24 protein-coding genes, 1 tRNA gene and 1 riboswitch are annotated in these 25,655 nt (G+C 48.8%); of the genes, 7 read left to right on the forward strand and 18 right to left on the reverse strand.

The window, feature by feature from the left end; genetic code table 11:
- Window positions 1–276: 276 nt before the first annotated feature.
- Entirely contained in the window at window positions 277–2,097 is a 1,821-nt protein-coding gene (gene ggt, locus EEX84_RS02520; RefSeq protein ID WP_123163988.1) for a gamma-glutamyltransferase, read from the forward strand.
- Window positions 2,098–2,454: 357 nt separating this feature from the next.
- On the opposite strand, the gene EEX84_RS02525 is transcribed toward ggt, so the two are convergent.
- The 6 genes from EEX84_RS02525 to EEX84_RS02550 all read right to left on the reverse strand — a co-directional run bounded on the left by EEX84_RS02525 (window position 2,455) and on the right by EEX84_RS02550 (window position 7,801).
- Window positions 2,455–3,504: an acyl-CoA dehydrogenase family protein gene (locus EEX84_RS02525; protein WP_123163989.1), complete on the reverse strand. Its 1,050-nt coding sequence runs from the start codon at window positions 3,502–3,504 to the stop codon at window positions 2,455–2,457.
- 15 nt (window positions 3,505–3,519) lie between these two features.
- Window positions 3,520–4,263, reverse strand: coding sequence for an ABC transporter ATP-binding protein (locus EEX84_RS02530; RefSeq protein WP_123163990.1), 744 nt, complete (start codon window positions 4,261–4,263; stop codon window positions 3,520–3,522).
- Window positions 4,244–5,026, reverse strand: coding sequence for an ABC transporter permease (locus EEX84_RS02535; protein WP_123163991.1), 783 nt, complete (start codon window positions 5,024–5,026; stop codon window positions 4,244–4,246). Before EEX84_RS02535 ends, EEX84_RS02530 begins: the two co-directional genes overlap by 20 nt.
- Complete coding sequence (locus EEX84_RS02540; RefSeq protein ID WP_123163992.1) at window positions 5,023–5,316, reverse strand: thiamine-binding protein; 294 nt, start codon at window positions 5,314–5,316, stop codon at window positions 5,023–5,025. Before EEX84_RS02540 ends, EEX84_RS02535 begins: the two co-directional genes overlap by 4 nt.
- Window positions 5,316–6,329 (reverse strand): ABC transporter substrate-binding protein, encoded by a 1,014-nt coding sequence (locus EEX84_RS02545; RefSeq protein ID WP_123163993.1) that lies wholly within the window; start codon window positions 6,327–6,329, stop codon window positions 5,316–5,318. The genes EEX84_RS02540 and EEX84_RS02545 overlap by 1 nt, the downstream gene beginning before the upstream one ends.
- Before the next feature lie 127 nt (window positions 6,330–6,456).
- Window positions 6,457–6,566, reverse strand: a riboswitch (TPP riboswitch).
- A 104-nt stretch (window positions 6,567–6,670) separates the two neighbouring features.
- On the reverse strand, window positions 6,671–7,801 hold the full coding sequence (locus EEX84_RS02550) for an IscS subfamily cysteine desulfurase (protein WP_123164046.1): 1,131 nt from the start codon (window positions 7,799–7,801) through the stop codon (window positions 6,671–6,673).
- A 103-nt stretch (window positions 7,802–7,904) separates the two neighbouring features.
- On the opposite strand from EEX84_RS02550, the gene nadB reads away from it, so the two are divergent.
- The 3 genes from nadB to nadA are packed head-to-tail and all read left to right on the forward strand — an operon-like array spanning window position 7,905 to window position 11,385.
- Window positions 7,905–9,443: an L-aspartate oxidase gene (gene nadB / locus EEX84_RS02555; protein WP_123163994.1), complete on the forward strand. Its 1,539-nt coding sequence runs from the start codon at window positions 7,905–7,907 to the stop codon at window positions 9,441–9,443.
- Window positions 9,440–10,294, forward strand: a complete 855-nt coding sequence (nadC, locus tag EEX84_RS02560; protein WP_123163995.1) for a carboxylating nicotinate-nucleotide diphosphorylase — start codon at window positions 9,440–9,442, stop codon at window positions 10,292–10,294. The genes nadB and nadC overlap by 4 nt, the downstream gene beginning before the upstream one ends.
- Entirely contained in the window at window positions 10,291–11,385 is a 1,095-nt protein-coding gene (gene nadA, locus EEX84_RS02565) for a quinolinate synthase NadA (protein WP_123163996.1), read from the forward strand. Before nadC ends, nadA begins: the two co-directional genes overlap by 4 nt.
- A gap of 95 nt (window positions 11,386–11,480) precedes the next feature.
- On the opposite strand, the gene EEX84_RS02570 is transcribed toward nadA, so the two are convergent.
- The 8 genes from EEX84_RS02570 to EEX84_RS02605 form a co-directional block, all read right to left on the reverse strand.
- Complete coding sequence (locus EEX84_RS02570) at window positions 11,481–11,684, reverse strand: hypothetical protein (protein WP_123163997.1); 204 nt, start codon at window positions 11,682–11,684, stop codon at window positions 11,481–11,483.
- A 248-nt stretch (window positions 11,685–11,932) separates the two neighbouring features.
- Entirely contained in the window at window positions 11,933–12,535 is a 603-nt protein-coding gene (locus tag EEX84_RS02575) for a TetR/AcrR family transcriptional regulator (protein ID WP_123163998.1), read from the reverse strand.
- Between the two features lie 277 nt (window positions 12,536–12,812).
- Window positions 12,813–13,103, reverse strand: a complete 291-nt coding sequence (locus tag EEX84_RS02580; RefSeq protein ID WP_123163999.1) for a thiamine-binding protein — start codon at window positions 13,101–13,103, stop codon at window positions 12,813–12,815.
- 159 nt (window positions 13,104–13,262) lie between these two features.
- Entirely contained in the window at window positions 13,263–14,114 is an 852-nt protein-coding gene (locus EEX84_RS02585; RefSeq protein ID WP_123164000.1) for a DUF2382 domain-containing protein, read from the reverse strand.
- A 158-nt stretch (window positions 14,115–14,272) separates the two neighbouring features.
- A complete protein-coding gene (locus EEX84_RS02590) occupies window positions 14,273–14,917 on the reverse strand; it encodes a vWA domain-containing protein (protein ID WP_123164001.1) in 645 nt (214 codons plus the stop codon).
- A gap of 104 nt (window positions 14,918–15,021) precedes the next feature.
- Window positions 15,022–16,020, reverse strand: coding sequence for a macro domain-containing protein (locus EEX84_RS02595; RefSeq protein WP_123164002.1), 999 nt, complete (start codon window positions 16,018–16,020; stop codon window positions 15,022–15,024).
- 55 nt (window positions 16,021–16,075) lie between these two features.
- The gene (locus tag EEX84_RS02600) at window positions 16,076–16,810 is read right to left on the reverse strand and encodes an SDR family oxidoreductase (protein WP_123164003.1); all 735 of its coding nucleotides are present in this window, start codon (window positions 16,808–16,810) and stop codon (window positions 16,076–16,078) included.
- 407 nt (window positions 16,811–17,217) lie between these two features.
- Complete coding sequence (locus tag EEX84_RS02605) at window positions 17,218–17,913, reverse strand: FadR/GntR family transcriptional regulator (protein ID WP_123164004.1); 696 nt, start codon at window positions 17,911–17,913, stop codon at window positions 17,218–17,220.
- Window positions 17,914–18,078: 165 nt separating this feature from the next.
- Here EEX84_RS02605 and EEX84_RS02610 point away from each other — a divergent pair, with 165 nt between their 5' ends.
- Both EEX84_RS02610 and EEX84_RS02615 read left to right on the forward strand, forming a co-directional pair.
- Window positions 18,079–19,482 (forward strand): FAD-binding oxidoreductase, encoded by a 1,404-nt coding sequence (locus EEX84_RS02610; RefSeq protein WP_123164005.1) that lies wholly within the window; start codon window positions 18,079–18,081, stop codon window positions 19,480–19,482.
- Window positions 19,479–20,462: a bile acid:sodium symporter family protein gene (locus EEX84_RS02615; protein WP_123164006.1), complete on the forward strand. Its 984-nt coding sequence runs from the start codon at window positions 19,479–19,481 to the stop codon at window positions 20,460–20,462. Before EEX84_RS02610 ends, EEX84_RS02615 begins: the two co-directional genes overlap by 4 nt.
- An 82-nt stretch (window positions 20,463–20,544) precedes the next feature.
- Here EEX84_RS02615 and EEX84_RS02620 read toward each other — a convergent pair.
- The 4 genes from EEX84_RS02620 to EEX84_RS02635 all read right to left on the reverse strand — a co-directional run bounded on the left by EEX84_RS02620 (window position 20,545) and on the right by EEX84_RS02635 (window position 23,857).
- Window positions 20,545–20,635, reverse strand: a tRNA-Ser gene (locus EEX84_RS02620).
- Window positions 20,636–20,743: 108 nt separating this feature from the next.
- A complete protein-coding gene (locus EEX84_RS02625; RefSeq protein ID WP_123164007.1) occupies window positions 20,744–22,021 on the reverse strand; it encodes a glycosyltransferase family 4 protein in 1,278 nt (425 codons plus the stop codon).
- 25 nt (window positions 22,022–22,046) lie between these two features.
- Window positions 22,047–23,399, reverse strand: a complete 1,353-nt coding sequence (locus EEX84_RS02630) for a phenylacetate--CoA ligase family protein (protein WP_123164008.1) — start codon at window positions 23,397–23,399, stop codon at window positions 22,047–22,049.
- A gap of 68 nt (window positions 23,400–23,467) precedes the next feature.
- Window positions 23,468–23,857: an RDD family protein gene (locus tag EEX84_RS02635; protein WP_123164009.1), complete on the reverse strand. Its 390-nt coding sequence runs from the start codon at window positions 23,855–23,857 to the stop codon at window positions 23,468–23,470.
- Between the two features lie 238 nt (window positions 23,858–24,095).
- Between EEX84_RS02635 and EEX84_RS02640 the strand changes: the two genes are divergently transcribed.
- Window positions 24,096–25,571, forward strand: a complete 1,476-nt coding sequence (locus EEX84_RS02640; protein WP_123164010.1) for a protein adenylyltransferase SelO — start codon at window positions 24,096–24,098, stop codon at window positions 25,569–25,571.
- Window positions 25,572–25,655 lie beyond the last annotated feature (84 nt).

The raw sequence follows: 25,655 nt of genomic DNA on the forward strand, positions 1-25,655 counted from the left end.
CCTCAACAAGACTGGCTGACGGACTTCAAGCCAGTCTTTTTTGTATGCTCTTTTTTCAATGCTTCCGCTCCAAGTTTCTCTATCCCATATTTCTGTAAATCTTATTCATTTATTCGAATCATAAGTAGCTTTTATGAATTAAACCGAAAGAATCTTAAAAATGGAAACCGGAAGTTCAAATGATTCATTTAACTGAAAATTCTAACTATTATGTTGATATTTTGATTTTCTTCCTATATTTTAAAGGAGTGTCATAAATTATAAAGGAGGAATTCAATGAAGAATCGTGGAAGAACGGCCGCATTTCTGTTTCTCGTTGTGTTTTTGGTCATTGGCTCATTTGCTGGTCCGGTGAGCGCAAAAAATTACGGCTTGGATTACGACGCTTTCAGCGAAGTGGCCACAGCGCATGGTGGAATGGTGACTACCGCTCACCCACTGGCATCTGAAATCGGTGCCGATGTCCTGGAACATGGCGGCAACGCGATTGATGCGGCCATCGCCATCCAATTTGCTTTGAACGTTGCAGAACCGATGATGTCCGGCATCGGAGGCGGTGGGTTTATGATGGTTCATGACGGCGAGACAGGCGAAACGCAAATCGTCAACAGCCGGGAGCGGGCTCCGGCCGGCGCCACACCGGATATGTTCCTTGATGAAAACGGTGAACCGATCCCATTCGATGAACGTTCGACCGGCGGAACAGCTGTCGGCGTTCCAGGTACATTGAAAGGATTGGAAGAAGCACATTACCGCTGGGGCAGCCAGCCTTTCGAGAAGCTGATCAGCCCAGCCATCAAACTTGCGCATAAAGGTTTCCCGATCGACTCCGTTCTTGCGGAAGCGATTGAAGACAATGCGGAGAAACTTCAGCGAAGCGCTGCGGGCGATGTCTTTCTTCCGGACGGTGCGCCACTTGAAGAAGGCGATGTCCTCGTACAGCCGGAGCTGGCACAAACATTGAAGATGATTCGTGCACACGGTACGGATGTATTCTATGAAGGGGAGATCGCTGATGCACTCGCTGCTACGGTGCAGGAATTCGGCGGCTCCATGACTGCTCAGGATTTGGATGATTATGATCTTTCCGTAGACGAACCGGTTTGGGGTGAATTCCAGGGCTATGACATCGCCTCCATGCCTCCTCCGAGTTCCGGTGGTGTCTTCCTGCTGCAGATGCTCGGTATTCTGGATGGCTTCGACCTGTCTCAATACGACGTGAAGTCATGGGAGAAATACCATCTTCTTGCAGAATCCATGCATCTTGCCTATGCGGACCGCGCGGTTTATGCCGGAGATCCTGACTTTGTCGACCTGCCGGTTGCTGGTCTCCTGCATCCCGACTATATTGCGGAACGACGGGCATTGATTGACCTGGATTCGGTCAACGAAAACCCGGAAGCTGGAGATCCGTGGCAATACGAAGACACTACACCGGATTATCAGGCGGTTGAACAGCCGGCTGGCGCTGCGCCTGGTGAAACGACCCATTTCTCCGTCGCTGACCGGTGGGGCAACTTTGTATCCTATACCACAACCATTGAACAAGTATTCGGAACAGGCATCATGGTGCCGGGTTACGGCTTTATGCTGAACAATGAATTGACTGATTTTGACGCAGTTCCGGGCGGAGCCAATGAAGTGCAACCTTATAAACGCCCGCTCAGTTCCATGACACCGACCATTGTTTTTGATGAAGTGGGACCAATCTTGACAGTGGGCTCCCCAGGAGGTCCGACCATCATCACATCCGTGTTACAGACCATTCTCCATGCCATCGAATATGATATGGAGTTGAAAGAGGCTGTCGAAGAGCCGCGCATTTATACCAACAACCTGGAATCATACAGCTATGAAGAAGGCATTCCGGCTGAGGTCCTGACTATTTTAAATGAGATGGGTCATTCCTTCGGTGAAGAATCGACAGTCATCGGCAATGTCCAAAGCATTCAGGTCGACCCTGTGAACGGTGAACTCAAAGGTGTCGCTGACTCCAGCCGAAATGGAGCCGCAATCGGCGTTGATTGGCATGGTGATAAAGGACATGGACATGGAAAAGGGAAAGGTAAGTGGAAAGAAAAAGGACATAAAAAATAATAAACAAAAAAAGCTGTCCTAAAGTGGCTGATGTCCATTCCGGCGGACGGGTTCCGCGGGCACGGCTTCTGCCGCTTCACTCACTTCGTTCGCTCCAGTGGCTCCAGCTCGTGCTGGTCCCGCTGGAAGCGAATCGTGCAAATGACATTTGCACGATTTGTTTGCGACGAAGATAGCGAAGCGATGCAGGAGCACATGTTTGCCCTTCGCCGCCTGCATTCCCATCAATTAATTTTAATAATTAATGAAAGCCGGTGAAGAAAGAGCATTGCTTTTTCTTCACCGGCTTTAAATTTATCATTTATTGGACAGGCGCTTTTTTGAGCTATTTGAGCTTTTGTCAACACAGGCATACAGTCATTTCATTGTAAGAAATGCATGCTGGCTTGCTGTGTGAAGATCCCGCCAGATGCGGTTGATTGCCGACGTTTCCATGACCGCCGACATGCCGAGATGCCGGATCAGTGAATCGGCTGCATCGACTGCTGTGCTCGCCGCTGTTTTACCGGCTGTGATATATTCCTCCAAAACAAATTCAGTTACTTCTTTCCCAGCCGTATGGTCGCGCCATAAACCGTCCCCTTTTTGGTGAAAATCCTCCACTGCTTCCGCCATACGACGTTCCTGCTGTTTTATAAGTTTTAGAACAGATTGGTAACGGTCTGATTCGCCAACCGACCAATTTTCTTTATTCGCTTCCATCAATGATTGAGCTTCTTCGAAAAAATGTTCGCCGATTCCGATGCAGACTGCGGCGAAGGAAGCTACCGAAAACGGGATGAATGGAAAAGTATGTACAGGACCGCCGCAGTCATTCTGCGGTTCGGCTAAATGGAACGTCCGGTCTTCCGGCACAAACGCTTTTTCAATTTTGATGGTATGGCTTCCGGTGCCTTTCAGTCCAAAAGCGTTCCAGTCGCAAATCACTTCCACTTGTTCCGGCAAAAAGGCAAAACTGCGCACGCTTTGATCATTTCCGACAAAGGCGTTGGCGGTGAAAAAAGTTGCGTAAGGAGCACCGCTGCAATATTTCCACTCACCCGTAACTTGATATCCCCCTTCCACTTTCTCGGCAATTCCGCTCGGATAGCCGCTCCCTGCCAGTACGGCTTCTGGTGGCTGAAACAGTCGCTGCGCCCATTGTTTTTGGATATACGGGGCAAACATCCCACCGCCTGATCCGATGGTGACGAGCCAGCCGAAACTGCCGTCTATCCGGGAAGCCTGCTGAAATACACCCAGCGCTTCCGGCAAAGACAGCATGCGCCCGCCCCACTCCTTTGGAACAAATAATTTGAACAGCTTTTCTTCATGCATGATCTCCAACAGCTCACGGGAAACGGTTCCCTCTTTTTCGGTTCGCATCGATTGGTCTCTGATTATCTGTATCTGGTCCTGCTTGAACATTTAAATGCTCCTTTGTCATTCCGTCGTCTTCATCTTCAATACATTGTAGATTTCTTTCTTGCACTGCAAAAATTCTTCGGTCAGCGTGATGTCTTCTTCCCTTGGACGCGGGAAATTTACATGGAATTCGCCTTCAATGGTTGCCGGTTTTTCCGACAGCACCAGAATCCGGTCTGCCAAAAACAGCGCTTCTTCGATATTGTGTGTCACAAAAAGGATGGATCGCTTGTTTTCCTGCCAAATATCCAAAAGCCACCGCTGCATTTCAGAGCGTGTAAATTCATCAAGTGCCGAAAACGGCTCATCGAGGCAGATCAGCGGCTGCGGACTTAATAAGCTGCGGATAAAAGCGGCGCGTTGTTTCATTCCTCCGGACAGCTGATGGGGATAGGCTTTCTCGTATCCTTTCAATCCTGCTTTGTCCATCATTTCCAAAGCCGCTTGCCGTTCTTTTTTTCCTGCCAGCTCGGCGCCAAGCAGGACATTGTCCAACGTAGTCCGCCACGGCAGCAAAGAAGGGCTCTGCGGCATATAACTGATCGACCCTTTGCGGCTGTTGATGTTCTTCCCATCGAGCTGTATTTCCCCGCTGTCAGGTGCGTAAAGTCCTCCGATCAAATGAAACAAGGTGCTTTTTCCACTGCCGGACGGGCCCAGAATCGCCACGAATTCATCTTCATCTATATGAAAAGATAAATTTTTCAGCACTTCATTGCCACCAAAACTTTTGGACAAGTGATCAACCGAGAGTTTTGCCATTTTCATCCCCTCCTTCACTTGATTTCCATCTGACGACCCGTTTTTCAATCAGAACGATGACCGCAAAGAACAGCAGGCTCAACCCCATGATCAGGAAGATCGAAACAAATACCTGCGCGGTCCGAAACGAGGAGGAAGCGAGTGTCATATAAACGCCGATGCCTTCCTGCGCCCCCAGCCATTCGGAAATCACTGCGCCCATGACGCTGTAGGTGGCAGCGATTTTTAAACCGGAAAAGACCGAAGGCATGGCGTGCGGCCATTCCAGCTTCCAGAAAATCTGCCGTTTTGTCGCTCCGGCCATTTTCATATAATGCATCAAATCCCCGCTCGTCTGCCGGAAACCATCCAGTACGGCGATGGTGATTGGAAAAAAGCAGACGAGGATGATGATGATCAGTTTCGGGACCAGGCCGAAACCGAACCAAATCACCAATAACGGGGCCAGGACGATGATGGGGACATTCTGCGACAAAATCAGCAGCGGGTAAAAAGTTTCCCGCAATTTGGGCACAAGATGCAGGCAGACGGCGACTCCTAAGCCGATCAACGAACCGATCAGGAAACCGAACACCGATAAGCGGATCGTCGCAAATAGATGGCTTCGATAATCCGGCCAACTATGCCACCCTTCCACGATGATCTGTACAGGTGTCGGCAGCAGCCAGTCGGGAATGGCCAACAGACGGCTTGTCACTTGCCAGACAATCAATAAAAGGATGAAGACCAAAAGCGGTCTCCATCCTTTCCGGAACACGTTCATGACCGGTATTTCTCCGTCAAGGCGTCCATGGAAGCTCCTGCTGGCTGATAAAGTACTTTGATCTGGGAGATGACATTCCGGCTGCCGCGGTCAATCATCGCTTTGTTCATTTTCTCAACGATGGCGAAAAGTTCCGTCAAGTCCCCTTCCATCGTCGTTTCCAATGCATGGACCTGATACTTCACGCCGGACTGTTCGATGATCGCGATGGCTTGATCAACATATGGAATGACATCTTCCCCGTCTTTTGTTTTCGGGATGATTTGAATGCTGAGCAATGCGTTTCCCATCAATCGTTCCCCTCCTCTGGTAAAAATTCGTTTGTATATGCCTCGTTCACTTCCAGCTCTTCTTCCAATAAGCCGTTTTCATACATCCAGTCAGCATAACCGGCCCATGTTTCTTCCGATTGTTCACCCCAGCGGGCCGCATCGTCCTGGTATTTTGGAGACAGCCATTGCTGGCTTGCTTTTACCAGTTCCGGGTCCAGATCCGGAACGGCGTCACTCAGGATGTCTGCCGCTTGATCCGGCTGGTCGATGGCAAACTGGTACCCTTGTGCCACAGCTTCCGTAAATGCTTCTACTGTTTCCGGATTTTGTTCAATCATCTCTTCATTGGTCGTCAGCACCGGTGTGTAATAATCCAGTTGGTCTGAGTAATCCGTCAAATACTGCATATTCAATTGTTCTCCCCGCAGCTCAGCTTCCACACCGGTCCAGCCATAGTAAATCCAGGCAAAATCGACGTCACGCTCCACCGCTGTGAAAAAATCGGTGTTGCCGATATTCAGGATCTCGACTTGTTCAACATCGGCGTTTTCCTGTTCCATGATGGAAGAAAGAACCGCTTTTTCGACCGGTGCGCCCCAGCCGCCATAGACTTTTCCTTCATAATCTTTCGGTGAAGTGATGCCTTTTTCAGCCGGTGACGCAAAGCCCGATGTATTGTGCTGAATGATCGCAGCGATGGAGACAATCGGAATGCCCTGTACTCTCGCTTCGGTCAGGCTTTCCTGTGCACCGATGCCGAATTCCGCCTGATTTGATGCCACCAGCTGATCCGCTCCGGCTTCCCCGGGCATGATAATTTCGACATCCAATCCCTGCTCTTCAAAATAGCCATTGGCCTGCGCCACATACAATCCCGTGTGATTGGTGTTCGGTGTCCAGTCCAACACCATCGTCACCGCTTCCAATTCCTCTGTTTCCTGTGTACCTTCATTGTCAGCACTGCTTCCCTCTTCGCTTGAGCAGGCTGCCAACAATAGTACGGCTGCCGGTAAAATCGTCCATTTTTTCATGCTGTTCTCCCCCTTTGATTTGCTCATAAAATGAAACACGATGGAGCTAAGCAAGAGACATATCAAATTTTGGGTACAAAAAGCGCCCAAGGCTATAGAAACCTTGGGCGCATATCTTTACAAACCATACCGATTTGAATATGTTCCCTCCGCTGGTCTTAACCAGTTCAGGTTCCAAGGGTCAATATCTCACGGATACTCTCTCAACCGGCAACACCGGTTCCCCCACATGTTAATTTATGAAATTTTACATTTTCTTTCCCCACTATCTTTGCATACCTCGCCGGATTGTTCAAGTGATGATTCGATCGTTGCTCTTCGAAGACAGTCACCACGTTGGTTCACGTGACAGAGGAAAACTGATTTAATGATTCTTTCACTACATCCAGAAACGAATCCACTTCGCTTTCCGTTGTGCCTGCATGAAAAGACACACGGACGAACTTTCTGGCGACGTCGCTTTCCAACCCGATGGCACTCATCGCAGACATCGCTTCCCCGGATCCGATTTTGCAGGCGGTTCCGGTCGAGATGGCGATGTTTTGCCGATTGCACGCAAGCATCATCCATTGACCTTCCACGTGCGGCAGCACCAGACCCTGAATAAATGGTGACTTCGTGTCAGGATCGCCCATTAATAACATCCCTTCCGGCAACTGAGCGATCAGGTATTGCTGCAGAGCACGTGCTTTATCGAATGCTTGTGGTTGTTCGGCCAATGCATATTTCGCTGCGATGGTGGCGGCGACAATTCCCGGCACATCCACTGTCCCTGCACGGAATCCCTGTTGATGCGTCGTACCTTCATAAACCGATTCCCAGTGGACTGAAGGGTCGATGCTGACAATTCCGACGCCTTTGGGACCTCCGATTTTATGAGCCGAGCATACCGCAGAAGCCACTCCCAGTTCTCCCACATTCACCGCCATCTTCCCGAATCCCTGGACAACGTCTGAATGGACCGGAATATTCCATTGCCCGGCGATGCGGACACATTCTTCAACCGGCTGCACTGCGCCCACTTCGGAATTGACGAGTTGCATAACGACCAGCGCCGTTTCATTGTCAACGGCCTGTTGGAACTGTTCAAGGTCGATAACGCCGAAACGGTCCACCGGCACATAGTCAATCCGGTATCCTTCTTTCTCCAGTTCATGCAGCGTCACCAGCACCGAGGCATGTTCGAGTTTGGTCGTCACAATCTTTCTGCATGCAGCAGGCCGTCCTCTGAGCAGTGACCGGATGGCCAATTGATTGCCTTCTGAGGCATTTCCCGTAAAATAAATGCCTTCTTTGCGCACGCCAAGCATCTGACCCCATAATTTTCGGCACGACGTCACATATTGGGCCGCTTCCGAACCCGCATCATGGAGACTGTGTGTATTGCCGTATGCCGTGCCGGCAGTCTGGACGTAAGCTTCCAGCGCTTCTGTTCGCATCGGGGTCGTCGCGGCTGAATCCAAGTAAATCATCATCTGTTCACCAAATTCCTTCCCTCATCAATTTAGGTCTTGTAATCACTGTATCTTTATGTCATTAATAGTGTCAAGACACATGTAAAGAAGGTGTAAGGTTTTGTTTGATGTATGCATTATTGGCGGGGGTGTTGCAGGCCTGATGCTGGCACATTCCCTGCCTGATCATTATAAAGTTGCCATTTTGACGAAGCATGACGCGATGACCAACAATACCGCTTTTGCGCAGGGCGGGATTGCGGCGAGTCTGGGTGCCGGCGACAGCCCGTCCGCGCACGCCGAAGATACCATGGTTGCCACCGCCCAGCACGCCGATGCAGAACGTGTCGAGCTGATGGTCCGGGAAGGGCTGGAAACTGTCGAGCTGTTGCTCGCCCAAGGCTTGCCGTATGACGCAGATGACCGTGGTTTTCCTGAACTCGGGCAAGAAGGTGCCCACCGCTTCCGCCGGATTTTGCATGCCGGAGGCGACCAGACCGGCAAAATGCTGATGCGGTTTTTATTGGAACAGGTTAAAGATAAAGCAGTCCAGCTTCCGTTTCATCAAGCGCTGGAATTGATCGTCGAAGACGGCCGTTGCCAGGGCGTGCTTGTCGGTGATGCTGAAGGCAGGCGCTCGACTGTTCACGCAGCTCATATTGTGCTGGCTACCGGCGGCATCGGACAGTTATACAGCCAGACGTCCAATTCAGCCATTGCGACAGGCGATGGCTTATCGCTGGCTTATCACGCAGGAGCGGTGTTGGAAGATTTGGAGTTTGTCCAGTTCCATCCGACGGTACTCCACCTCAACGGACGGTCCTGCGGTTTGGTTTCCGAAGCGGTGCGGGGCGAAGGGGCTTTGCTCGTCAACCGTCATGGCAAGCGGATCATGGAACATGTCCACCCGCTCCTTGAACTGGCACCGCGCGATATCGTCGCCCGCACCATTGAATGGCAGTACCAGCAGTTCGGCACTGTTTACCTGGATGCCAGACCTATCGATGACTTCCCAAAAAAATTCCCGTCCATTTATTTGAATTGCCGGAAATACGGATTCGACCCTACATATGAATTGCTTCCCGTCCGTCCCGGTGCCCATTTCCATATGGGCGGCATTCAAACCGGTGATTCAGGCGAAACCTCGGTTCCGGGTCTTTACGCTCTTGGGGAAACGGCATCCACCGGCGTGCACGGCGCCAACCGCCTGGCCAGCAACTCCCTGTTGGAAGGGCTGGCTTTTGCAAAACGGCTGGCAGATCGACTGCAGCAGTTGCCCGCTTTCGTCAGAAAACGTCCATTCGGTAAAAACAGCAGAACACGGGAGTTCGTTCTCCCTGAAAATCTGCCGTTGAACATGACGGAAAAAGTCGGGATTCTCCGGGACAAAAAAGAACTGGAGAAGTTCCTTGACGCCCACCCTTTGCGGCAATTTTCGCTGCGGGATTACAGCAACAGTGACATACAGGACATCCATCGCTATACTGCGAGCAGCCTGATTGCGACGGCCGCTTTTTTGCGCGATGAAAGCCGCGGCGGCCATTACCGGATGGATGCTCCTGAAACTTCCGCAAAATGGACAGGAAAAGTGCTTCAATTGTCCAAGCACGGCGTGAAAATTGCAGATCGGAAAATCGAACAAAAGGAGACAGTCGGATGAATCGATTAAAAGTGGAAGAAGCGCTGAAAGCCTTCTTATTGGAAGATATTGGAGACCGCGATGTCTCTTCGGTGTTATTTGATGAATCGCATACAGCAGAGGCCTGCATCCGTTTGAAAGAAGACGGCGTGGTGTCCGGGATCAACTGTTTTAAATGGGGATATGCGTTGCTTGATCCTGCTGTACAAGTTGAATTGTTGACACAGGACGGCAACTTTGTGAAAGCCGGTGAGGCGATTGTCCGGATTACCGGGCCGGTCGCTTCGCTGCTGTCAGGCGAAAGGGTCCTGTTGAATCTGGTCCAGCGCATGAGCGCCATCGCCACCTTGACGGCCAATTGCGTCCATACCCTCGGCTCTTCCCATACACGGATTGTGGATACACGGAAAACGACACCCGGTTTGCGTCTGTTTGAAAAGTACGCCGTCCGGGTCGGCGGTGGCTTCAACCACCGCAACGGTTTGTATGATGCGGTCATGTTAAAAGACAATCACATCGCCGCGGCCGGATCCATCACGAAAGCTGTCCAGAAAGTCCGCTCTTCCCTTGGACATATGGTCATGGTCGAAGTGGAGGTGGAAACAGAAGAACAATTGAAAGAAGCCATTGAAGCCCAGCCGAATGTCATCATGTTCGACAACCAGACACCGGAGACGATGAAAAGGTGGGTGGAGCTCGTTCCCGACTCCATCCTGACCGAAGCTTCAGGTGGAATTACACTGGCCAATTTAGAATCATACCGCCATACCGGCGTCGATATCATCTCTCTCGGCGCATTGACACATAGCGTGTCCAATCTGGACATCAGCATGAATCTTTCCATCTCACAAAAGGAGGCCATCCATTCATGACATCTTTACTTGAAGAACTGCAGCTGGCTGACGCAATGCCAGCCCATTATTTAAACGTCCCAACGGAAGAATTGAATAAGCGCGCCACACATGCACGTGCTGTTTTAGGAAATCGCTTGTTCATCTTGGGACATCATTACCAAAAAGACGAAGTCATCCAATACGCCGATGTAACGGGAGACTCGCTGCAATTATCACAAATCGCCGGACAACAGACGGCGGATTATATCCTATTTTGCGGTGTCCACTTTATGGCAGAAACGGCGGACATTTTAACAACGCCGCAGCAAGCCGTCATTTTACCGGACATGAGAGCCGGCTGCTCGATGGCTGATATGGCCAATATCGACCAAACCGAGCGGTCCTGGAGCGAATTGCAGCAGCTGTTCGGTGACACGATTGTTCCGCTCACCTACGTCAACTCGACCGCTGCCATCAAAGCATTTGTCGGCAGAAATGGAGGCGCAACAGTCACATCCTCCAACGCCACAGAAATGGTGAAGTGGGCGCTTGGCAAAAAACAGCGCATGCTTTTTTTACCGGATCAGCATCTGGGCCGCAACACAGTTGCAGAACTCGGCATACCATTGGAGAATATGGCCATCTGGAACCCGATCAAACAACAGCTGGAGCGGCAATGCGAAATCGACGACGTACAAGTGATTTTGTGGAAAGGCCATTGTTCCGTCCATATGAACTTTCTGCCGAAGCATGTGGAAACGCTTCGTACGAAAGAGCCTGACCGCAACATCCTGGTCCATCCGGAATGTACATATGAAGTGGTCAGTGCCGCCGATTATGCTGGTTCGACAAAATACATCATCGACATGATTGAAGCGTCCGAACCGGGTTCAAAATGGGCAATCGGGACGGAGATGAACCTGGTGAACCGGCTGATTGCCGACTTCCCGGACCGTGACATCGTCTCGCTTAACCCCTTCATGTGTCCGTGCCTGACCATGAACCGCATCGATTTGCCTCATTTAACCTGGGCATTGGAAGAATTGGTCGAAGGCCGCGTGATCAACCGCATTGTAGTGGATGCCAAAACAGCGAACGAAGCCAAACTGGCACTGAAACAAATGATGTAGAGACTTACAATGAAATACAGATATACAAAAAGCCGCTCCCTTGAGATAAAGGAGCGGCTTTTTTGAATGATATGAAATTGTGATGGAAACTCTATTCAATTTGGTGTGCTCAATGCTTTTTCATACAGCCAGGTTTTCAGATTGCCGATGGAAGGAAAGCTGACTGCTTCACCGGTCTTTTTGTTTTCCGCCCTTACGATCACATCGAATTCGTCCGGAATAAAAGACCATCCATCTTTCATAAGAGCCTGTGTCATTTTCATCACCATGCTTGACCCTTTAAACGGTTTCATACTCATTGGTCTCAACTCCCTGTCTTTATGATTTTTATTATAATACCGAATCTGTTTCCATGCATAAATTTCAGCTTACAGCTTTATTCCTTTTTTCGTTATCTTGTAAACCAGCTTATTAACTTTTTGCTCCCTCCTTTAGCTCGGGATAAAAACCAATAAGTATACATAATATAATTATAATTAAAAATATGTTTATGCATCTTTATACAATTATGTTATATAACTTTTGTACAACCTACTTCTCTTACACATTACTGCATTTCTCTAAATTGCTCCTGGCAAATAGAGAGCAAGTGATAAAAAAGAAGTTTTTTGGATTTTGCCGTTTCCTTCTTCTCGAAATTCCGCATGGAGTTTATGGCCATCCCTTCGATCAAAGCATATAGCCTTTCAGTTTCAAAATTCAAATCGGCATCTTTTTTCAATAAATTCGACCACATGAGATTGGACATTACGTTTCTTACCGCTGCATAGACAGCGTCTTTATCTTTGTCGAAATGTTTTTTGTTCAACGGGTGGCTGGTAAAGGCCATCCTTACTTCGATTTCACTCCTACCTCCTTCTCCGTCAGGCAATAAAGACAGCAGGATTTCCATAACTTTTTCTTTCGGAGAAAGATCCCGCTGAAAAACTTTACCGACATTTTCCGATATTTTTTCCTGAATCAATGAATAAGCGTATTCCATTAAATTGTCTTGTGTGGGAAAATAATAACGTAACGCTCCCACTGAAATATCCGCCTCCTCTGCGATCGTCCTGACAGTGGCCCCTTCCAATCCATTCTGTAAAATTACACTCCATGCGGCTTCGGCAATTTCCTGTTTTTTTCTGACATGGTCAATTTTTTTCGGCATAATTAAACTCTATCAGAATAATAGTAATTTTCAAACTATTTAATACAGGTGTATCAATAAAATTCATCGCAAGACTTCTTTCCAATACAAATGTATTGTCAAAACGTTGATAACTTTCAGATATTGTGGATAACACTCTTTTACTGTGGGTTACTTCACAGTTATCAACTTTTTGCTGCTTTATACGCTGTAAACTAATTGCAGTAGACATTAAAAAAGGCGTTTTATCAGATTCCTGATAAAACGCCTTTTTTCTATTGACTTTACTTTAACCCAATCACTGGTACTTTTCTGTCATGGAATCCATCGATGTGCCGCCCGGTCGATGAAGGATCTTCACTTGTGAGACTACGCTTTCGATGCCAGACTCGATCAGTTTTTCATTCATCTGCTCCACGATCGACAGTAACTCGGACAACTCCCCTTCCATCGTCGTTTCCAGAGGATGAACCTGATAGTTGACACCGGATTGTTTGATGACTTCTATGGCTTTGTCGACATACGAATCATAATCTGCCCCGCCGTCTGTATGAGGAATGATTTGCACACTGAGCAATGTTTTTGCCATTATCCATACTCCTCCTTCAGATTTAAAATAGATCTTATTTCAACCCGTGGCTATTGCTCTTTCTATCCCTATACCCAGTCGACAGCTGCACAAACAGTTTACCGTTCACGAAAAATGCGCCTTATGGAAGACGAACTTCCAGAAGGCGCATCATGCAGGTCAAAATCCTCTTCTGTCATCTTGATCGGTTAAATTGCCCCGGCGTTCAGTATCTGTTGTTTCATCAACGTCCACTTCTTCGCGCCGGACCGTTTCATTGACGCGTTCCGTATCTTTTACTTTTCGTTTTCCAACGACTATTTCTTCGCTTACGACGTCTTTTTTCGAAACATCCACACGTTCTTCCGTAACGGGAATATGAAGCTGGCCGTCTTCTTCATACGCATCTCTTGAAGTGAGTCCGCTGTCTCGACTGTCGTCAGCTGTCGTTTCGGTCGAATCAGCAGCCGGACGCCGCTCTACATACACTTCTTCCCGCTCGACTGGCACTTCCACGACCTTCTCTTCTTCCACTACATTCTTGCCGACATTGACTTCTCCGGTCTGTACGCGTTCTTTGTCGACATTCAGCCGCTCTTCGTGCAGACGCAGGCTGTCTTCCTGATCTGTTCCCCGCCGCCGTGTTTCGTCGGTATTTGTTCCTGCTGTTGTAGTGCGCGTATCGTGAGACGAAGCAAAATTACGGTCTACGTACAAAAGAATCCGTCCGTCTTCCACATCCCGGCTGTAATCGGTTGATCGCGTAGAATCTTCACTGATATTCGTATACGATTTTCTGTCGGCATCTTCTTTTGAGAAAACGGATTTGAATTTGTCTTTCCAGTCTCCTTTGTCACCTGTACTGAAATTTACAGCTGTTTTGTCTTTCAGCGTATCCACATGATCATGGCCTTTTGCAATGACATACATATCCTCTTCCCGGTAGCCTTGCTCTTTCAGTTCAAGGATTTTTTTATATACTTGAGCCTGCAACTCGAATGATCCGATCAGTTTAGCATCATTATAAGCCATTTGAAAAACCTCCTTGTATACTGGTTTCTTATTTTGACTGTACAGTCTTTTAGTACCCGCTCGCTTTTCCCTTAAACTCCTTGCCCCGTCCCGTCCTTCATCAAATAAAAACTGCCACCTTTCTTTAAAAGGTGACAGTTTTCAAACAGGCTTTATTTTTACTTGCGCTTTTCAAAGTCAGCTTCAATTTTCACTTTCCAGCTGCGATCCAACGCTTCGCCCTTACGGAATGAACGAACGGTTTCATTCAGTACATTGAAGTTCAATTCAGTGCCGGTTGCATCGGCATGGTAATCGACGGCAAAATCTTCGCCGATACCGAAACGCCGCGCTGTTTGCGCCGCGTCGATATTGGCTCCCAGAAAGATGAACTCCCAATCAAACCGGTTTTTTTGATGGCTGATCATCGACTGGATTTTCTGCTGGCTGTATTCGCAGCTGGCGTTTTCCATACCATCCGTGGTGATGACAACCAATACTTTCCCGGCTCTTGTTTCTTCACTGGCCCTTTTTTGGCGATGGCCAACTTTTTGGATCGTTGAACCGATGGCATCCAGCAACGCGGTGGCCCCGCCCACTTCGTAGTTTCTGTCAGTGAGGGCAGACACTTCCTGTATTGGGAGCCAGTCATGCAGCAGTTCGTATTGATGGTTAAACAATACCGTGGTTACCACCGCATTTCCGGGCTCTTTTTTCTGCTTGTCGAGAAGGGCGTTGAATCCGCCGATCGTGTCCGCCTCCAGTCCTGCCATGGAGCCGCTTTTATCAAGGATAAAAACCAATTCCGTCGTCTTTGTTTCCATTTTACAGTCCTCCTTTAATCGATTGCCGGAACTGTTCCGGTTTTTCTCTTCAATTAAAGGATACCTTTTTCCAAGCGTCCTCAGGTCGCTTCGGAAGCGACAAATCAGGCGCCCAGAAGCGTTTGGTCAAAGGCGAAAAGGGCTTCGTTGATTTCATGAATCCGGTAATTCCCTTGAGTGATGAAGTATTCGATGATGACATCGAATTTATTGCTGCGGGACAGGGTATAGCCGGCCACAGCGAGCAATTCCTTTGTCTCCTCCAGGTCCAATTCCAGGGCGACGGCAAAAGCGACGACAGTTTTTTTGAGCGGCGTGTAATCCGGTGAATTGCGGATTTTCGAAAACAGGCGACGGTCGATATTGGCTTTTTTATAGGTTTCAACATCTGTCATCCCTTTTTCATCAATAAAACGAAAAAGCCGTTGTGAAAACGTTTCTTCGATTTGATTCAGGACGTCTTCCAGCCGTTGTTGCTCCACCTGGCGCATCGACGACTGCTCATACACCGGCTCTTCTTCGATGTCTTCCAGCAACTCTCTTCTGTAGCGGGAAAACCGCTGTTGCTGTTGCTCGACATAATGTTCATCAATAAATTCACGGATCGATTTGTATAATTTTCCGCTGGCATCGAATGCAGCTTTATCAAATACAACGATATATGCCATCAAGTCATGCTGCATCAGAAACGCATGGATTTCCCCGATGGCAATCTGGAGTGCCTGTTCTTTTGGATAACCATAGATACCGGAAGAAATTACCGGAAAAGCAATCGACTCGCATCCATGAGAAATGGCCAGCGTCAAAGAGTTCCGGTAGCAGGAACGCAGCAGCTTTTCTTCGCCATGCCCGCCACCTTTCCAGATGGGTCCGACTGTATGGATGATATGGTCCGCCCGCAGATCGAATGCTGGAGTCCGGACAGCACCGCCTGTGGGACAATGCCCGATTTCATCACAGGCTGCCTGCAGCTGATCGGCACCGGCCGCACGGAAAATCGCTCCGCAGACACCGCCGCCCATTTTCAGCTGTTCGTTCGCTGCGTTGACTACAGCGTCCACCTGCATGTGGGTGATATCATTCCGGACAAGTTCCAATGGCATATTTCTCACCTTTTTCTTTGGAATGACGTTACAGGATTCAGGATTCTTTATTTCATCACGGCTGCTGTCTTGGTCTGATCAAAATTTCGTTGACATCCACATAAGCCGGCTGTTCGACCGCATAACCGATGGCATTGGCGATGTCTTCCGCTTCCAGCATTTTCATTTCCATACCTTCGAACGCTGTCAGAATATCTTCGTCTGTGATGGTCTGTGTCAATTCCGTTGCCACTGCTCCAGGGGAGACGATGGTGGCACGGATGTCCAAGGAAGGGGCAATTTCTTTCCGCAATCCTTCTGTGATTGCCCTGACGGCGTATTTGGTTCCGCTGTAAACGGCACTTCCCGGCGTGACTTCGTGGCCAGCGACCGAGGAAATATTAATGATATGCCCTTCTTTCTGCTGTTCCATGTGCGGAAGAACTGCGGCAATTCCGTACAACACCCCTTTGATATTGACGTCGACCATCTGGTCCCATTCATCGATTTTCAGCTTGTTCATGAAAGACAAAGGCATCAGTCCCGCATTGTTGACGAGTACATCAATCCGTCCAAATTGATCGAGCGCCGCTTGAGCCAGCGCTTTCATCTGTTCGGAAGATGTAACGTCCGTCACCTGGTATGCCGCCGTTCCTCCCAGTAGCTCGATGTCATTTTTCAGTTCACGCAGGCGGTCCTCGCGTCTTGCTCCCAGCATGACTTGATATCCTCTTTTGGCCAATTCTTTTGCTGTTGCCTGACCGATGCCGCTGCTGGCGCCGGTGATGATGGCTGTTTTGCCGTTCGTCATTATACTCCAACTCCATTCTTCGAGTTTATTGTGTTTTATATAGATTGATCTAATTCGATATTCCGCAAAACAGCTGCGCTAAAACCCTGTACTCCTGCATCGCTGCGCTGCTTCGTCGCAAATACAGGGCCGAAGGGAGTTCGGCCCATGTATTTCCTGCGGGCTTGCGCTGAACTAACTCGGGCTGGACACCCGAGTGGATTTCAGCACTTCGCTATCCCGCTGGAGTCTCCGCTGTTTTGCTCCATATTTATTACAAAAAAGATAAATTTGTTTCTTTAGTTCTTTAATTCAATTTGNTTATTACAAAAAAGATAAATTTGTTTCTTTAGTTCTTTAATTCAATTTGTATCTTTTTTCTCCTTGCGAATAAATATAGTTCCATACCCTTCCGGCTGTCTCTGTATTCAGTCTGTCTCCAATTCCAACAGAATTCTCGTAATGTGTTCTTCGGTCAGCTGTTTTGCTTGTTTTACATTTCCGCTTTCGATGGCGTGGCAAATGTCCCTGTGTTCATTGACCGTATCGTTGAAGCGGTCGGGGTCGGACAGGCGGTGGTTCCGCGTGGCACGGATGGTGTCTTCCATCCGTTCGGATAAAGCCTGCATCATATTGATCAGCAGCTGATTGTGCGTAGCATTGGCAATCTGCAGATGGAACTGCAGGTCAGCTGTGATGCCCGCTTCGATATTGCCAAGGGAGTCCGCCATTTCCTGGACCGACCGACGGATTTTCTTCAGTTCTTCCGCGTTGGCCCGCTGCGCGGCAAGGGAAGCGGCTTCGACTTCCAATGCCCTTCTCAATTCAAGCATTTCGACTACCAGCTGGTTTTCTGTCTCGGCAAGTGTCACAGAAAGTTCATCTGTCAGATTTTGAAGCTCGGTTGTCTTGATATAGCTTCCGCCGCCTTGGCGAATTTCGATTTTCCCGTTGATTTCAAGGGCTTGAAGCGCATCTCTCACCGATGTCCGGCTGACACCGAAAAGTTTTGCCAACTCGCGCTCCGGCGGCAATTTATCTCCTGCTTTCATGTCATTCCCCACGAAAAATTCTTCAATCTTTCCCAGTATGATTTCATATGTCTTTTTCCTTTGAGTAATCAATGCTGCACCCCTGACTTGAGCTTATTTGGTATCACAACCATAGCAACTGTTCCAATTTTTTTCAATTTCTGAAAACTGCCATTGAATTGTTCTGACAATTATGTATAATGAATTTTATTGGTTGGACCAATTCAGCAGAGATTGTATTCAAAGGAGAAATGCCCTATGACACAACAAGCGAGCATACAAGTAATTCAGCATCTGACAAGCGAGTTGACGGAAGAACAGGTGACCGTCAACGATACGGTCCGGGAACTTCACGGACGGGATGAATCGTATCACACGGAAAAACTGCCGGACATTGTGGTCTTTCCGAAAACAGCTGAGGAAGTCAGCAAAATCATGAAAACTTCTCAGAAATTCAAGATGCCGGTGGTCCCTTTCGGACTCGGTACTAGTCTCGAAGGACACGTTATTCCTGACAAGGGCGGCATCACCATCGACTTTTCTTTTATGAACAAAGTCATCGAAGTGCTGCCGGAGGATTTTTTGGTGAAAGTCCAGCCCGGTGTGACACGTTCGCAGTTGAATAAGGAATTGAAAAAATATGGCTTGTTTTTTTCCGTGGATCCAGGTGCAGATGCCACGCTTGGCGGCATGGTCGCCACCAACGCCAGCGGCACGACGACCGTCAAATACGGCGTCATGCGGGACCAGGTGCGAAATCTCGAAGTCGTTTTGGCCGACGGCATGATTGTCCAGACCGGCAACATGGCCGCTAAATCTTCCTCCGGCCTTCACCTGAATGGCTTGTTTACCGGTTCGGAAGGGACGCTTGGCTGCTTTACGGAATTGACGTTGCGCGTCTATGGCATTCCTGAACATGTCGCAGCAGCACGCGCTTCGTTTCCGACGGTCGACAACGCGGTCGAAGCGGTGGTGTCCATTCTGCAGGCTGGCATCCCGATTGCGCGTGTTGAGCTTGTCGATGAAGCTTCGGTTCGCCAGGTTAATCACTTCAGCGAGACCGACTATCACGAACAGCCGACTTTGTTCCTGGAATTTCATGGCAATGAAGAAGGATTGAAACAGGACGTGGCGTTCACGGAAGAAATCGTGACAAACCATGGCTGCGGCCAAATTGACTTTGAAACCAGTACTGCCGGCCGCAACCGCCTGTGGGAAGCGCGGCATAATCTGGCATACGCATTTATCCACGGGTATCCGGGCAAGAAAATGATGGTAACCGATGTCTGTCTGCCGATTTCCAAATTGGCTGGCGCTGTGGCCCACGCCCGCGAAAACCTGGAAACGCTCGGGATGGACGGCGGCATTGTCGGCCATGTCGGCGATGGCAATTTCCACGCACTGCTGATGATTGATATGAATGATCCGGAAGAGGTCGCAAAAGCTGCCGAATTCAATGAGCGCATCGTCCAATATGCACTGGAACGCGGCGGCACATGCACCGGCGAACACGGTGTCGGAGTCGGCAAACTGAAATATCAGCAACAGGAACACGGCAACGCACTCATTGTCATGGAAAAGATTAAACAAGCACTTGATCCTGACAATCTATTGAACCCCAATAAAATATTAAAACCAACTGAAAGAGGTGCCGTCCTATGAAAGCTGTTCAGACCATCAGTGATCTCGCAGGAAAATACTTTGCCGTTTTGGTGATTTTGATTGCCATCGCCGCTTTTCTCCTGCCGGAACCGTTCCTTCCATTAACTGCCTATATCACCATCCTGCTGGGCGTCGTGATGTTTGGCATGGGGCTTACATTAAAACCGGTGGACTTTAAAATTGTCGCCACTAACCCGTTTCCCGTCATCATGGGCGTGGCCGCACAGTTCGTCATCATGCCGCTCGTCGCCTTTGGTTTGGCGTATATGCTGAAATTGCCGGCGGAACTGGCTGCCGGATTGGTGCTTCTCGGCTCAGTTCCGGGCGGTACAGCTTCAAACGTCATGGTGTATCTCGCCAAAGGGAATTTGGCATTGTCGGTGGCCATGACCTCCCTTTCGACCTTGCTTGCACCGATTGCGACGCCGCTTCTGTTGCTGCTGTTGGCAGGGCAATGGCTGCCGGTTGACCCGCTGTCGATGTTCATGTCGATTTTCCAGGTCATCATTGTTCCAATTGCACTGGGCTTTATCGTCCAGAAATTCTTTCCGACAGCGGTGGAAAAAACCATCACAGTCGTTCCGTTGATTTCCGTGGCAGCCATTTTGATCATCGTGTCCGCTGTCACTGCAGCTAACGCTGGAAACGTCATCAGCTCCGGACTGGTCGTATTCATCGCAGTCTTTCTCCATAACGGCATCGGCCTTTTGCTCGGCTACTTTACTGCCATGGCGATGGGATTGAACGAAAACGACCGAAGAGCGATTTCACTCGAAGTCGGGATGCAAAACTCGGGCTTGAGCGTAGCGCTGGCCACAGCCCATTTCAGTCCATTGGCTGCACTGCCAGGGGTATGGGGCGCCATCTGGCACAATATTTCCGGTCCGATCCTGGCAACCATCTGGTCCAAGAAACCGATCGGTGAACAACCAGCCAATCAGGAACTTCCATCAAAAACAGCCGCTTCCGAAATCAATTGATTTTGGAACGGCTTTTTCTTATGGACGATAAAAATGAAAAAGCCTGCATCCCGGTAAACGGATGCAGGCAAGTGGTTATGTATGGCGGAGATGAGAGGATTTGAACCCCCGCGGCGCTTGCACGCCCTAGCTGATTTCGAGTCAGCCCCCTTCAGCCTCTTGGGTACATCTCCGTGATGACAAAAATTATTTTAGCACCCGTTGAGAAATTTTTCAACGGGTTTACTTTCTTTTTACAGCGCCTTTCACTGCTGAACCCAGCACATCGGATGAGACGGTATTTAGTTCATCAATTTTCTTATTTCCTTAATTTCCATTTCCATCCGTTCCGGCCACGAGAGAAGATGATCTGCGGCATACTCTCTGGCATTATTCCGCAATGACTGCAAAGTCTTTTCATCTTTTATAACTTCAGCTAATCGCTGGGCTATTCGTTTTTCGTCCATCTGATCGAACAAAATGGCGTTGATGCCATCTGTGAGCACTTTTTCGACACTGTCATTTTTCAATGTGCATGTGACGGTGCCAAGAGCCAAAGCTTCCAGTATCGAATTCCCCAAATTGCCGCTTTGATTCAGCGTGATGAACAGATCGGCGTTGGCAATGTGATGCACCGTGTCTTCGTGTTCCATCACTCCTGTGAAAATGACTGTGTCGAGATTCAGTGATTGCGCCAATTTCTCCAGCGCTTCTTTTTCGGGTCCGTCACCGATTGCCAGCAAGTAAACGTCCGGATTGAACCGGTTCAGTTCAGCCATCACCCTGATGATCCGGTCGATTCGTTTCCAGTCCACGAAACGGTTTGCTGTACAAATCACAAAAGACTCTTCCGGCAGTTTCAATTGCTTCTTGTAGTCCGGATTTTTCTTATAATGAAGGTATTTTTCTTTATTATGCAGACCGTTAGGCCAGAACCTGACTTTATTTTCGTCCAGTCCCAGTTTCTGCAGCACTTTATCGCCGTCCGTCCCGTCGTTTGCCATGATGATCAAATCAGCATCCACAGCGGTCCCTTTGAGATAATCCGTTGCCTGGTAAAATTGCTCACTGTCCAGCAGCAGTCCCAGCTCAGTCCCCTGGAAACGGGTGACCAGCGGCAAGCCTAATTGATCGGCCAGCCGCTTCGCCGGTATTGTGCTGTAGATTTCATAGCCATAGATCAGGTCCGGTTCCAGCTCACGAGCCAGACGCAAGCCTTCCCTGTATGCCCACCGCCGCCAAAAAAGCGCAAATAACGACGCACCCCTCCGGTCGATTTCCGTCTTGGGACGTTGTCTTGTTTGCCGTTCTCTATTTTTAATTAAATCCGAGATAAGTTTCTTCATTTTTGACATGATTGCATATAATAGGAAAAAACTCGACCGTCTGACGATGACACCTGGAAACGCTTCATTCACCTTTGGAACATCCGCGAATGTCAGCATGGTGACTTGAATCCCATGGTCGCTGTATCCTTTCAACGTATTATACAAGGTTTGATTGCCGGCGGTTTTGCTGTCGTCTCCGGTATCTTCAAAGTTGATGAGCGGCAAGGTATTGAGCATCAGTATTTTTTTCATGAAACTCCTCCTCGAAAACACGTGATTACATTGTCTTTAAAGAAAGCGAATAGATGTGCTTGAACTTTCCGCTTTTCGGATGGATTTCCGGTAACTTTTCAGACAGGAACACTTCCGCTGTAATGCCTTGCTTAGCGAAATAAGCTTCCAAAGTCTTTTTCGCCAGTTCAAAAGCGGCTTGCTTCTGGTCTGCCAGAAGCCGCAGTTCGAGTTGTTCCGTTGAATGCTGGATCAATTGGAATCGCTGGATTTCCTTGATGTCGCCAAGCAGTGAGACAAGCGTCAGGGGAGCGACTTTTCTTCCATTATTGAAATTCAAAATTTCATCGGTGCGCCCTTCCAACTCCAGCCATTTTGTCGTTTTCCCGCACTTGCATAAATCACCATGAATCACCGCGCGGTCGGTCAGTTCGTAGCGGATGAAAGGCTGTGTCCAATTAAACAGATTGGTGATCAGCAGCTTCTCAGCCAGCTGGCCATTTGGAACTGGCTGAAAATCGGCATCCACGCCTTCGACAATGATCCAATCTTCATTGATATGAAGACGGCCTTCACTGCATTCACAGGCAATCGTTCCAGCTTCTGTACAGGAATAATTTGTTTGCACGTGGCAGCCGAACGTTTCCTTCAGCTCTTCGCGTACGGAATCACTCAAATGCTCTCCACCCGTCATGATTAAAACAGGAGAAATGGCGAGGTTTCCTTGCTGTTGTTCACCGATTAATAGCTCCAGCGCAGTCGGATAGCCTCCGAGCATGACAGGCTGAAAATCGTTCAACTGGTTCACGATGACTTCTAGAGGCTGGCGGACATCCACAATTATCTGATCTTTTTTCCACGGCCGCCGCAGCTGATTGTACCGAACTGTCCCGCAACCAAGATAAAATCCACCATCGACGAAAAGACCCGCTGTCTTTTTCCCTTTTTTCAAAAACGCGGCAAAGTCCTGCCTTCTGGCAATGGCACGCATAAGGGCAATCGCAGAAACGACGTTCATCGTCGTTTCATCGTACAGTACAACCGCAGGGTTTCCTGTTGATCCCGAAGTTGTGTTCACTAAATAACGTCCCTTCAATTTGCGGCCGATATTATCCAGGTTGTCAGTGAAATGGTTCACGTCCTGTTCCGTAACAGATCGATCGGTCAGCCAATCATTGAAATGGACCATCAATTCCGCTTTTGTCGTCGGCGGCAAGTCCGTTAACTCGAATCCTCCTTTAACCGAAGAGTAGAGATTGGAAAAATAAGGGCTGAAATGTTTGGCATGCAGAACGAGTTGTTCCAACCGCTGCCGCTGAAGCAACGCCCTTTCTTGCCTGGTCATTTTTCCTGCCTGATAAGTCAGGCGCATCGCTTTCAACAGTCCTGTTTTACCCATCTTCTCACCTTCTTCCCAGATGCCGGTAAAGCCATTGAAGAAGCTTCCAACTGTTTTGCTTTTCTTGTTTACTTTTCTATCACAGCTGTTTCCGCATAAACGTCATGTGGAAATTTACTGCCGTTGTACACATCATACTCCTGACGATGGCGTAAATACGTGAAGGTGCTGATGAAATCACGGTGGGCGGCACGCTTCAGGATCTGTTCTCCGTTTAACTCCCCGCTATTTTCACTGACAACCTTAATTCCCATCAATTTCTGCCCCGCTGTTTGGCCGGTTGTTTTTATTTGAGCATATTCCAGTCCCCATAATGTGAGAGTCGGGAGAACGACTACATAGAAAAATTCGTTATCCATTTTTCTTCTTAGCGCAGATTCGATGACCACGGACACTCCTGTGGCCAGTAACGTATCAATCAGAATCGCTTTTGCCCTTTTCTTCGTCAGCTGGTTCATATGCCATCCCCTTTTCCATTTTCTCTTGCTTTTATGGATTTCTTCTCTTCTTAACAAAACTCCTCCTTTTCTTTCCTGTCATTTTAGGAAACGCATCTCAATTCACATCTATTCTCGCCGGCTGATCTAATGGAAAGAGGTAAACCCGTCAGCAAAGCGAGAAGTTGAAGCGTTATCTTCGAATTGAACCGCTATAAAACGTATAATGAAAAATAAATAGAAAAAGAGGGTGAAAACCATGACGACGAACAAGCAAACTGCCAAAGCAGGATGGAATCTGGAACAGAGTTATGCCAATCTGCCCCAGACACTGTTTTCAATTATAAAACCAAACCCTGTGTCTTCGCCTGAACTTCTTTTTTTCAATGATGCGTTGGCCGAAACTCTGGGATTGGACGGCCAGGAGCTCCAAACAGACGAAGGGATTGCTGTACTGGCCGGAAATGAAATCCCTGAAGGCGGCACAGCACTTGCCCAAGCCTATGCAGGACATCAGTTCGGCTATTTCACCATGCTGGGAGACGGACGGGCATTATTGTATGGTGAACAGATCACTCCACGCGGCGAGCGTTTTGACATCCAGCTCAAAGGTTCCGGCCGTACGCCTTATTCCCGTGGCGGTGATGGCCGAGCCGCACTGGGGCCTATGCTGCGCGAATACCTGATCAGCGAAGCCATGCATGCACTGGGAATTCCGACTACACGGAGCCTGGCAGTGGTCGCGACCGGTGAATCAATCAGACGGGAAACCGCAAAACCCGGAGCTATTTTGACACGTGTCGCCTCCAGCCATCTGCGCGTCGGCACTTTTCAATATATGGCCGGCCTTCGGAATGTCGAAGAGCTCCGAATTTTGGCGGAGTATGCCATCGAGCGCCATTATCCGGAAATCGCAGATTCTCCCGATCGGTATTTGCAGTTTTTACGAAAAGTCATCGAGCAGCAGGCGGAATTGATTGCGAAATGGCAATTGGTCGGTTTTATCCACGGTGTCATGAACACGGACAATATGGCCATCAGCGGTGAAACCATCGACTATGGGCCTTGTGCATTCATGGACAGCTATGATCCAAAAACCGTGTTCAGTTCCATCGATGCACAAGGACGGTATGCTTACCGCAACCAGCCCCTGGTAGCCGGCTGGAATCTGGCGCGGTTTGCTGAAACTCTCGTGCCGCTGCTTGATGAAGATCAGGAACAGGCCATCAAGATGGCTGAAGCGGAACTTGCAGCGTTCAATTCACTGTATGACAGTCAGTGGCTGACAGGGATGAGAGCGAAGCTTGGGCTTTACAATGAAGAGCCGGAAGACAAAGCACTCGTCGAAGAACTCCTGGAACTGATGCAGAAACGTCAGGCCGACTACACCAACACGTTCCGCGCCTTGACGATTGGTGATTTGAATGGTTCGGGATTATTGGGAACTGATGAATTCCCGGAATGGCATGAACGGTGGCAGACACGACTTGGCAGACAGCACGAAACAAAAGACGATGTGCAGGAACTGATGCGACTCAGCAACCCGTCCATCATCCCGCGGAATCACCATGTGGAAGCTGCGCTGGCGGCCGCTGAATTCCAAAAGGATTACAGTGTAATGGAACAGCTGCTTGAAGCGCTGTCCAATCCATATGCCTATTCGCCGGAACAGGAGGCGTATGTGGAACCACCTGCCCCTTCCAACCGTCCGTATCAAACGTATTGCGGAACATGATCAATCAATACAATAATAGACAAAAAGAGAGCAAAGGATGGTTTGAATGGTAGTGACCCCTTAAAGTTAGAGTTTTATTTACGC

Origin of the sequence: Planococcus salinus (assembly GCF_003719725.1) — a bacterium.
GTDB lineage: Bacteria > Bacillota > Bacilli > Bacillales_A > Planococcaceae > Planococcus > Planococcus salinus.

Bases quoted from the DNA above. Each gene is read 5' to 3' on its own strand.
- ggt (WP_123163988.1), top strand. From the start codon at position 277: ATGAAGAATCGTGGAAGAACGGCCGCATTTCTGTTTCTCGTTGTGTTT.
- EEX84_RS02525 (WP_123163989.1), bottom strand. From the start codon at position 3,504: ATGTTCAAGCAGGACCAGATACAGATAATCAGAGACCAATCGATGCGA.
- EEX84_RS02530 (WP_123163990.1), bottom strand. From the start codon at position 4,263: ATGGCAAAACTCTCGGTTGATCACTTGTCCAAAAGTTTTGGTGGCAAT.
- EEX84_RS02535 (WP_123163991.1), bottom strand. From the start codon at position 5,026: ATGAACGTGTTCCGGAAAGGATGGAGACCGCTTTTGGTCTTCATCCTT.
- EEX84_RS02540 (WP_123163992.1), bottom strand. From the start codon at position 5,316: ATGGGAAACGCATTGCTCAGCATTCAAATCATCCCGAAAACAAAAGAC.
- EEX84_RS02545 (WP_123163993.1), bottom strand. From the start codon at position 6,329: ATGAAAAAATGGACGATTTTACCGGCAGCCGTACTATTGTTGGCAGCC.
- EEX84_RS02550 (WP_123164046.1), bottom strand. From the start codon at position 7,801: ATGATTTACTTGGATTCAGCCGCGACGACCCCGATGCGAACAGAAGCG.
- nadC (WP_123163995.1), top strand. From the start codon at position 9,440: ATGAATCGATTAAAAGTGGAAGAAGCGCTGAAAGCCTTCTTATTGGAA.
- nadA (WP_123163996.1), top strand. From the start codon at position 10,291: ATGACATCTTTACTTGAAGAACTGCAGCTGGCTGACGCAATGCCAGCC.
- EEX84_RS02570 (WP_123163997.1), bottom strand. From the start codon at position 11,684: ATGAGTATGAAACCGTTTAAAGGGTCAAGCATGGTGATGAAAATGACA.
- EEX84_RS02575 (WP_123163998.1), bottom strand. From the start codon at position 12,535: ATGCCGAAAAAAATTGACCATGTCAGAAAAAAACAGGAAATTGCCGAA.
- EEX84_RS02580 (WP_123163999.1), bottom strand. From the start codon at position 13,103: ATGGCAAAAACATTGCTCAGTGTGCAAATCATTCCTCATACAGACGGC.
- EEX84_RS02585 (WP_123164000.1), bottom strand. From the start codon at position 14,114: ATGGCTTATAATGATGCTAAACTGATCGGATCATTCGAGTTGCAGGCT.
- EEX84_RS02590 (WP_123164001.1), bottom strand. From the start codon at position 14,917: ATGGAAACAAAGACGACGGAATTGGTTTTTATCCTTGATAAAAGCGGC.
- EEX84_RS02595 (WP_123164002.1), bottom strand. From the start codon at position 16,020: ATGCCATTGGAACTTGTCCGGAATGATATCACCCACATGCAGGTGGAC.
- EEX84_RS02600 (WP_123164003.1), bottom strand. From the start codon at position 16,810: ATGACGAACGGCAAAACAGCCATCATCACCGGCGCCAGCAGCGGCATC.
- EEX84_RS02610 (WP_123164005.1), top strand. From the start codon at position 18,079: ATGACACAACAAGCGAGCATACAAGTAATTCAGCATCTGACAAGCGAG.
- EEX84_RS02615 (WP_123164006.1), top strand. From the start codon at position 19,479: ATGAAAGCTGTTCAGACCATCAGTGATCTCGCAGGAAAATACTTTGCC.
- EEX84_RS02625 (WP_123164007.1), bottom strand. From the start codon at position 22,021: ATGAAAAAAATACTGATGCTCAATACCTTGCCGCTCATCAACTTTGAA.
- EEX84_RS02630 (WP_123164008.1), bottom strand. From the start codon at position 23,399: ATGGGTAAAACAGGACTGTTGAAAGCGATGCGCCTGACTTATCAGGCA.
- EEX84_RS02635 (WP_123164009.1), bottom strand. From the start codon at position 23,857: ATGAACCAGCTGACGAAGAAAAGGGCAAAAGCGATTCTGATTGATACG.
- EEX84_RS02640 (WP_123164010.1), top strand. From the start codon at position 24,096: ATGACGACGAACAAGCAAACTGCCAAAGCAGGATGGAATCTGGAACAG.